Genomic DNA, 8582 nt, shown 5'->3' with positions numbered 1-8582 from the left:
CTAATTCTTTAATGACAACAGGGCTTGGTCGCCCTGTATCCCGGCTTTCAGCCGCCAAGCCTCTAACCCACCCGTCTTTAGCGGGTGGTTGTTTAGTTCCATATATAGTTGAGATGTTATAACCAACAAGTATAAAATAGGCCTGTATAACGCTTAATTTATGTTTAATTTATTTTTAGCTATAAATTTAGATTATTTATAAATTCATTAGCTTGGATAGATTAGAGTAATGGATTCCACAGTAATAACCATAAGACGAGAACTACAGAAACTTGGTATCTCAATAGACAACATACGAGCCCAACATCTAAAAACCTTTATTTCATGGTGAACAAAATCTAGATTTTATTATGCCAAGCTCTCTTGCCAGTTTAGTGCATGATAAAAAATTGTATCTTACTCAACTTTGTATCAAAAATCTGGATGCTAGAAAATATAATACATTGCTATTATCCAAACGGTTTTGGAACAATTTAATCGGTCGAAATAAAATATTGATTTTTCAAACGGATGCCCTTTTATGTGAGAACCCCGTATTCAAACTTAACGACTTTATCCACTATGATTACATTGGTTCAAAATGGATGCGTTGCCGTCCAATAGGAATTATTATTGATGGTGGCTTAAGTTTAAGATATTGGCAAAACCCTATGACTGTCTTACTTTATTTCCTAGAACATGGTGGACAGGCGGTGAACATGGCTATTTCATATTGAACTTATTGGCGGCAAAGTAGGAAAAAATGATGACTGTATAAAATTTAGTACGCATATTAGTTTTGAAGCCAATAGTTTTGGATGTCACAAAATTACACGATTAACTGAACAAAATAGACAAAAACTTCTTCAATACTGCCCTGAAGCACAATTTTTACTAGAAGAACATATCTAAGCATTTTTATGTAGATGCACTCTTTTTTGACACATTTCTCTGGAGGAAATATGCCTTTTTTAATTGCATTATCCCTTGTTATACAAACGGCTATGATTGTTCATGTGATTAAGACAGAACGTGAACGGTATTGGATTATAATTATTCTTGCGTTTTCATTCTTAGGTGGCTTTGCCTATTTTATGATCGAAATATTACCCGAAATGCGCTGTAGTAAAGCAGGCAATTATGCTTCTAAACAAATCTTAACCGCAATTGATCCACAGCGTGATTTAAAACAACGTGCTCAACAATTAGCTAAAACTGACAATATACATAACAAAGTGGAACTTGCAAAAGAATGTGTTCAATTTGGCTTGCTGGATGAAGCAACTAAATTATATCAAGATAGTTTACAAGGTATTTATGAGCATGACCCGCATATTATGCTGGGTTTAACCCAGATTTTATTTCAAAAGCAGGACTTTCAAGCCTGTAAACAATTTATGGAGCAATTGATTGAGAAAAACCCTGATTTTAAGTCGCAGGAAGGTCATTTACTCTTTGCTAGAACATTAGAGGCTTTAGAAAAAACGGACGATGCGTTACATGAATATCAAGTGTTGAGCGGGTACTATTCAGGTTATGAAGCCAAATGCCGTTACGCATTATTACTCAGAAAATTAGGACGTTCAGAGCAGGCTAACCTATTATTTAACGAAATTCTTCAACATGCTCAAGATTTACCAAAGGATCGCCGTAAGCTACAAAAAGAATGGATTCATATTGCACAACAACAAGCGGCATAATGTTTTTGTCATAAAATTGTAATACTTAATCATTTAAAATCTATCATTAAAATTAGTTTTATTGGTTTCAAAGTTGCTTAATTTTTACCTTCTAGGTAGACCTAAAAAAGATGATTCGCCATGCTCAACAAAAAAACTTCCCTTAAAAACCTCTATGCACTATCACCTGCGCAAGAAAACATTTTGCACTATATGTTGCAAACAGCAGATAACACCGCTTATCTTGAGCAATTAACTTTTAATATCACGGGCGAACTCGATGCACAGCTCATGCACGCAAGCTGGCAAACCTTGACTAATCATTATGATATTTTGCGGACAATTTTTGTCCATAAGGGTTTGCAACCATTGCAAATGGCATTAGAACATGTTGATGTGGAGTTCCGTTTTGTTGATATTCAACGTTTAACATCCCAAGAACAACAAGATTATTTACACACCTTTAAGCAACAAGACAGAACAGAGGGATTTAATCTTTATCAAGATATTTTGAGCCGTGTTTCTTTATTCCAGCTTGATAGTCAACATTTTATAATGATTTGGACTTACCATGCGATTTTACTAGACAGTCACTGTAGCCAAATGTTGCAACAAACTTTAATGCAAACCTACCAATCATTAAAAATAAATAATATCCCTCAATTATCTACAATTACCCCATATCATCGTTACACTAAATGGTTGGCTCAACAAAGTCATGATGATTCACACTTGTATTGGCAACACTATTTACATGACTATCAAATAATCAGTAGTGTGCCTAAAGATAGTGATTTAACCACAACTCAAGCAGCCCAATATACACTGCAAATGACACCTGAACTGTCTCAACAATTATTTCAATTAGCTGAAGAAAAATCAGTCTCAGTCAATACTTTGTTACAGACAGTTTGGGGCTATTTATTATGTTATTACAATGATTGTCAAGATACTGTCTTTGGTACAACCACGGTTTTAGATTCTGAGCAATTTAATTCAGATTCTGTCGTGGGGATACTTAATAATATTATTCCTATTCGAGTTAAAACTGAGAATATTACTCATTTTGACCAATTATTACACAATATCCAGCATGATTTAGATGCACACCAAGCCCATCATTACCATTCTTTTGCTGATATTCAACAACATTTGCAATCTCCTATCATTGACCACATCCTGTGTTTTGAACAGCCGCCTTATTGTTTATCCCATGATGGAATTCAGGTCGATGTAGTAGAACGTTTTAAGCATAGTGGTTTTGAGTTGGTGGTCTCGATTACTCCAACAGCAGAATTAACTAAAATTCAATTTACTTACCATGTTAATGCTTATACTGATGAGCAAATACAACGACTTGCACAGCATTTCGAACAAATTTTAAAACTCATTATCAAACAACCCAATATCAGTTTAGCTACGATTAATCCATTGACTCATACCGAGACGCAACAGTTATTATTTGATTTTAATCCTCAATATCATGCCGAACAATTAGAGTGTAGCTTAAGGGATTTATTCATCGAACGAGTGCAGCAACAGGATGAAAAAACCGCTGTTATTTGTGCTAATCAAACATTGACTTATACCGAATTAAATCAAAAAGCCAATCAAGTCGCTCATTATTTAATTAAACAAGGTATTGGTACTGATGATTGTGTCGCAATTTGTATGGCGAGTGATATTCAATTTAGTATTGCATTATGGGGAATTCTGAAAGCAGGCGCGGCTTATATTCTATTAAACTCTAATGATGAGCATAACCCAAAAATCATCCAGCAATGTAGAGCAAAGTCAGTTTTAACTATAGAAAACGCGCCTTTTGCTATGGAAAATACCATAAATATTGAAACCATTTTAGCGACAAGTTTAGAAACTCATGAGCCTGAAATACAAATACATGCAAATGATTTAGCCTACTTAAGTTATCAAGCTAATACAAATCATGTGGTTATGGTTGAACACACCAATTTAGTGCATTTTTGTACTAGCTTAACTGCATCATTTCACTGGCATCATAGTGATGTAGTGTATTCAAGCACGATTGATTCAGATATGGCGGCTTTAAGTTTGATTGGTGGTTTGATTTTAGGTGTTACGGTAATATTGCCTGATAAACAACATCTTGCTGATAGTTTGCAACAACATCATGTTTCAATTTTGCAAACCTCTCCTCATGCGTTACAAACTTTAATTACGGCAAAAGGCTTAGCCCCATTACATGATTTATCTATCATTATGCTAAATGGCGATTGTTTAACCCCAGCACTACACGCACAACTACAACGTTTGGATAATTTGTTAGTCTTTAATTTAGAAGACCATGCTGAAACAACATTGGCCTCTGAAGTACAATGTTTGCAATCTGACGCTGAAGTATCTGAATTCATACTCAATCAGGAAGCAATACATATTGTTTCTCAGCAAGAGACTTTATTGCCAGTGGGTGCAATTGGTGAGATTTGCATTGGTGGTGCAGGTGTGAGCCGAGGCTATTTGGATCATGATTTAACTCAGCAAAAGTTTATCCAACCTCAATTTCTAAGCCAGCAAATACATTCTCGTTTATTCAAAACCGGTTATTTAGGTAGACGCTTGAGTGATGGCCGTATTGAACGACTTGGTAAGGCTTAGATAACATAAAATATGGCTGATAATGAGGGCTTTCGATCTTTTGCTAAAAGCGAGTCCTCTTATCGTTAAAATGACCAATACAATCTTTTGGAATTTTATTAAACTGTAAAATCAATATATCCTGTGATATTTTAATCCGATTCAATAAACCATGCTGAGGTAGACGCGCTTCTATCTTGAAAAACGAAAGGAAATATATGACTGATTGGTTAGATCAAGTTGCTTGGGGTAGCGATGGCTTAGTACCCGCAATTGCTCAGGATGCTGAAACAAACACTATATTGATGATGGCATGGATGAATCGAGAAGCCTTGCAATTAACTGTAGCACAACAGCGAGCTGTTTATTGGTCACGCTCACGCCAAAAACTTTGGTTTAAAGGGGAAGAATCTAGTAATGTACAGACACTGGAGTCGATCCATTTAGATTGTGATAATGATGTTATTTTACTAAAAGTGAAGCAAATTGGTGGTGTTGCTTGCCATACTGGAAGACAGCATTGTTTTTTTAAACAACTAAAAAATAATGAATGGGTTGTGACAGAATCTGTCTTAAAAGACCCTGCAATAATGTATAAAAATCATGAAAGGTGATGAATTTTGGATGCGTCACGCACTGATGCTGGCTGATTACGCTGCTTTACAGAACGAAATTCCAATTGGGGCTGTTGTCGTACATAATGACCAGTGTATTGCTGAGGCATGGAATCAGCCGATTGTAAGCAATGACCCTTCTGCTCATGCTGAAGTAATGGCCATTCGGCAAGCAGCTAAGTATTTCCAAAATTACCGTCTTCCTGATACAACGCTTTACGTTACTTTAGAACCTTGCGTAATGTGCGCTGGCGCAATTATTCATGCCAGAGTATCAAGGGTTGTGTTTGGTGCTTATGACCCTAAAACGGGTGCGGCTGGAAGTCGTTTCGACGTTTTACGTGATACTCGGCACAATCATCAGGTTGAATGTGTCGGCGGTATTTTAGCAGTTGAATGTAGCCAACGCTTAAAAGATTTTTTTCAGGAACGACGCAAACTTAAACACTAATAATGGAGTGTGAAAATGAGCCGCCACACACTCCTCAGAATAAACTAAGCTGCAGTTGTATCTGCTTTTACTTCGTCATTATCTTCTAGTTCGTTGGCAACTTCTTTGCCTCTTTCAAATTCAGCTTTGAAATATTCACGTACTTTTTCTGGGTTGAAATCTAAGAATGTGCCGCCTGATTCAAAATGTTGAATGAACACACGACCAATTGCGTAAGTTGTTGCACCACCAATTGCAGACATACCAATTACACCCACAGTTGTACCTACACCCGGAACCGCTTTAGATAAACTTGCTGCAGTAGAGGCTGGAACAATACCGCCTAACAATGAGCCAATTAAAGACTTGCCCAAGTTTTTGGTGAATTTAACGTCATATAACTTAGCTAAGCTATGTAACAATTTTAACTGGATGCCTGTCAATGCAACCATATCAAATAATGGTACAGGTACTAAAGCTGCGCCCATAGATGCAATAATATAGTTTTTCACCATATTGTTTGCTTCTTCTTCATGACTCTCAATAACGGCTTCTACCTGTTCTTCTTGTTCTGCAACGTTTTCTGTACTCATGTTGAGTCTCCTTATTGGTCTTGATTTTAGGGTAGTGAGTAATTTTTATATATCGATATACAGCTTCGGTTTATATCACATTCAATAATCTGTTGGCAATAGACATTATTTAATCTAACATAGAGTGACATAAAATTTAAATAATAGAGAACAATGAGTTACAGAAGTAAATGCCAGAGCTTACCAATCATAATTAATTCCCGAAGCTATAATTAAAAAAAATTAAATACATTCTAATTTGCGCCTGTTATTTTATCATAACTTAAAAACTTGAATTATGAAAAACAGGTGATTTTTTGTAAAAACTTTATGTAACAATGTATTTTCACATAAAACCCTAAAATTCGTTAAGGCTAAAGTTAATAATCTCCTCAAATGTACATGGCTAAACTGAAAATGCTCTTTCTCTATCTATGGTCATTACGGTATATTAATTAAATCACAAACTGCTTGTTCATCTTCATTCGCTTCAGCACAATCAATCACTTGAATGCTCATAATGCGAATATATTCACCCCATTGATGGATACCAACAATATGAGGTTGGCGCACGCCAAATACTTTAATAGGCAATTGATCTCGCTTAAATGAGTCGGGTATATTTGTGGGTAAGAATTTTTGTCCGTCTATCGTTTCAAAACCATAAAAGCCATTTTCCACGTCGATGTATTTCACTGTTACCAGTAATTCAATCGGTTTTAGGTCTGTAGAGTTGCCTAGTTCATCAGCAAAACTGAGTGGCGTGCTAAGTAATGCAACTAAAATATATAAAAGATGTTTCATATTGTCCTCACAATGAAATGATTTGAGGGAATCGGTATTTGATGGTTGATATATCAGAGTGTAAACCAAAAGCGGTTGTAAATCTCTTATCAAGCAGGTGCATTTACACATTTTGAAATGTTTAATAAGTTTTTGCGTATTCTATCTGATAATCAATAGCTCATTTTATTAGCAAATAGACAGCCAAATTACTTCCTGATTACCCATAATGATCAGCCAAAATAAGAAGGCGATAAGGCAAAGGGTTTGTTCTGAGAGCGACAAAAGCTAAATGAGGTAGTAAATGGTCAAGTTGAAAGTGCCGATTAAACCGATAGCAAAATTCAGCTAAGTAGCGAGGAAGATGTTTATGTTGAATTGCATGATATAGCCGTTTTATTTTAAAGTGATATAGGACTGGCAGTCCTCAAATTGTCCTCAAATTTGAAAGTGTTTGATATTTAAAATATTAAAGGACTGCCAGTCCTAACACATAACAAGAAATTCACTATAGAGTCTAATGATAGCGGTTTTAACATTAGCAATCATGATATTAACCCAAGTAAACTGTTCAAGTGTTACGCTATGAACTCCTCCACCAGTTATAATGCGAGTGTGCTTGCAACCGTGTTTTTAAACCGCCTTAAAGCAAGTTAAACCATCAGAGACAACTTCACACTCTGTACTGAGATGGTGTTCAGCCCAAGCTGCAATCTCCTTAGTTTTGAACCCTTCAACAACATTCATATTCATCGAGATAGGATGAGCATCTTGATTTAGACAGACCGCCGCGACAAATGGCTGAACCCCGTCCTCTTTTACCTCCATGCTTAGTGCCTCCCCAATACACATCATCTAATTGAACCCACCCCATTAGCTTCTTTTCATCACATGCATTATTTTCTGCTTCATAGCCGATGCTGTATTGTATGACACACCTAATTGACGATGTAACGCCAAGGCTGATATACCTGTTTTCGCTTGGCTCATCTAATGCATTGCTAGAAACCATGTTCTTAGGGACAATTTAGTTGATGCAAATATTGTCTGACTTGTTAAGGAGTGTTGATGTAGAAGGTTGAGGTCTCATCATTTCTGAAACGATATTTGTATCCAATAAAATCACGCGCCAAAGCTCAGTGGCTTATGTGGTGGTAAATCTAAATCAATACCTGCGTTTGAGCCAAACAAATCAACGGTTAACTCTCCTAATTTTATTTCTTTGGTATTTGTTGAAGATTTCTGACGAAGTTGTTTAAGGTAATTCAGTACTTCTTTTAAATTTTCTGTTGGTAATTGCTCCAATTCAACAAAGCAGGCTTGTTTTAATTCTATTGTGCATGACTACCAAAAAACCATTATTACATTGGAACACACAATACAGCAGTTAAAAACAGATTTAATAAAAAAGCAGCAGCTAGAGACTGATTTAGATGAATTACAACAGCGTGCAAGCAATATTGATATGCTGAAAAAATTATTTCAGGGTAGTGGTTTTGTTAATTATGTTTCAACCGTATTTTTGCAAGATTTGGTCAATGCAGCAAATACACGTTTTGTACGCTTAACTCAGCAAAAATTACGTTTAGAACTCAATGATAACAATGAATTTGAAGTACGAGATTATATGAATGATGGACAGTTGCGCAGTGTTAAAACTTTGTCAGGTAGACAGATTTTCCAAGCATCATTATCTTTGGCTTTATCCGATAGTATTCAAAAAACCACTAAAACCACACAAAATTTCTTTTTCTTAGATGAAGGCTTTGGTTCACAAGATAAAGCATCATTGCAACTGGTCTTTGAAACCCTGAAATCATTGCGGCAGGAAACTAAACAACCACCCGCTAAAGACGGGTGGGTTAGAGGCTTGGCGGCTGAAAGCCGGGATACAGGGCGACCAAGCCCTGTT

Annotated in this window: 9 protein-coding genes and 1 pseudogene; 6 read left to right on the top strand and 4 right to left on the bottom strand. The window is 36.1% G+C overall.

What is annotated here, in order from left to right:
* The first annotated feature begins 350 nt into the window (after positions 1-350).
* The 5 genes from ABXH34_RS15865 (at position 351) to tadA (ending at position 5336) form a co-directional block, all read left to right on the top strand.
* Positions 351-716 carry a DUF5672 family protein gene (locus ABXH34_RS15865; RefSeq protein ID WP_353572863.1) on the top strand — a complete coding sequence of 122 codons (366 nt, stop codon included), beginning with the start codon at positions 351-353 and terminating at the stop codon, positions 714-716.
* 225 nt (positions 717-941) lie between these two features.
* The gene (locus ABXH34_RS15860) at positions 942-1679 is read left to right on the top strand and encodes a hypothetical protein (protein ID WP_353572862.1); all 738 of its coding nucleotides are present in this window, start codon (positions 942-944) and stop codon (positions 1677-1679) included.
* Positions 1680-1799: 120 nt separating this feature from the next.
* Positions 1800-4292: a condensation domain-containing protein gene (locus ABXH34_RS15855; RefSeq protein ID WP_353572861.1), complete on the top strand. Its 2493-nt coding sequence runs from the start codon at positions 1800-1802 to the stop codon at positions 4290-4292.
* Between the two features lie 176 nt (positions 4293-4468).
* Positions 4469-4885 carry a phosphoribosyl-AMP cyclohydrolase gene (hisI, locus tag ABXH34_RS15850; protein WP_353572860.1) on the top strand — a complete coding sequence of 139 codons (417 nt, stop codon included), beginning with the start codon at positions 4469-4471 and terminating at the stop codon, positions 4883-4885.
* Entirely contained in the window at positions 4875-5336 is a 462-nt protein-coding gene (tadA, locus tag ABXH34_RS15845; RefSeq protein WP_353572859.1) for a tRNA adenosine(34) deaminase TadA, read from the top strand. The genes hisI and tadA overlap by 11 nt, the downstream gene beginning before the upstream one ends.
* A 44-nt stretch (positions 5337-5380) precedes the next feature.
* On the opposite strand, the gene ABXH34_RS15840 is transcribed toward tadA, so the two are convergent.
* From ABXH34_RS15840 to ABXH34_RS15820, 4 genes and pseudogenes are all read right to left on the bottom strand, one after another.
* Positions 5381-5908 (bottom strand): YcjF family protein, encoded by a 528-nt coding sequence (locus ABXH34_RS15840; protein WP_353572858.1) that lies wholly within the window; start codon positions 5906-5908, stop codon positions 5381-5383.
* Between the two features lie 420 nt (positions 5909-6328).
* The gene (locus tag ABXH34_RS15835; RefSeq protein ID WP_353572857.1) at positions 6329-6691 is read right to left on the bottom strand and encodes a hypothetical protein; all 363 of its coding nucleotides are present in this window, start codon (positions 6689-6691) and stop codon (positions 6329-6331) included.
* Between the two features lie 199 nt (positions 6692-6890).
* Positions 6891-7741, bottom strand: a pseudogene (locus ABXH34_RS18780) (IS1595 family transposase); the annotation flags it as partial.
* Positions 7742-7792: 51 nt separating this feature from the next.
* On the bottom strand, positions 7793-7975 hold the full coding sequence (locus ABXH34_RS15820; RefSeq protein ID WP_353572856.1) for a hypothetical protein: 183 nt from the start codon (positions 7973-7975) through the stop codon (positions 7793-7795).
* Between the two features lie 31 nt (positions 7976-8006).
* Between ABXH34_RS15820 and ABXH34_RS15815 the strand changes: the two genes are divergently transcribed.
* The coding region (locus tag ABXH34_RS15815) for a hypothetical protein (RefSeq protein WP_502710420.1) at positions 8007-8582 on the top strand (576 nt) is incomplete at its 3' end.

It is taken from the genome of Candidatus Albibeggiatoa sp. nov. BB20 (genome assembly GCA_016744725.1).
GTDB lineage: Bacteria > Pseudomonadota > Gammaproteobacteria > Beggiatoales > Beggiatoaceae > Albibeggiatoa.
The sequence above is the reverse complement of the archived record's forward strand: the minus strand, read 5'-3'. Positions and strand labels throughout refer to the sequence as shown.

Bases quoted from the DNA above. Each gene is read 5' to 3' on its own strand.
- ABXH34_RS15865 (WP_353572863.1), top strand. From the start codon at position 351: ATGCCAAGCTCTCTTGCCAGTTTAGTGCATGATAAAAAATTGTATCTT.
- ABXH34_RS15860 (WP_353572862.1), top strand. From the start codon at position 942: ATGCCTTTTTTAATTGCATTATCCCTTGTTATACAAACGGCTATGATT.
- ABXH34_RS15855 (WP_353572861.1), top strand. From the start codon at position 1,800: ATGCTCAACAAAAAAACTTCCCTTAAAAACCTCTATGCACTATCACCT.
- tadA (WP_353572859.1), top strand. From the start codon at position 4,875: ATGAAAGGTGATGAATTTTGGATGCGTCACGCACTGATGCTGGCTGAT.
- ABXH34_RS15840 (WP_353572858.1), bottom strand. From the start codon at position 5,908: ATGAGTACAGAAAACGTTGCAGAACAAGAAGAACAGGTAGAAGCCGTT.
- ABXH34_RS15835 (WP_353572857.1), bottom strand. From the start codon at position 6,691: ATGAAACATCTTTTATATATTTTAGTTGCATTACTTAGCACGCCACTC.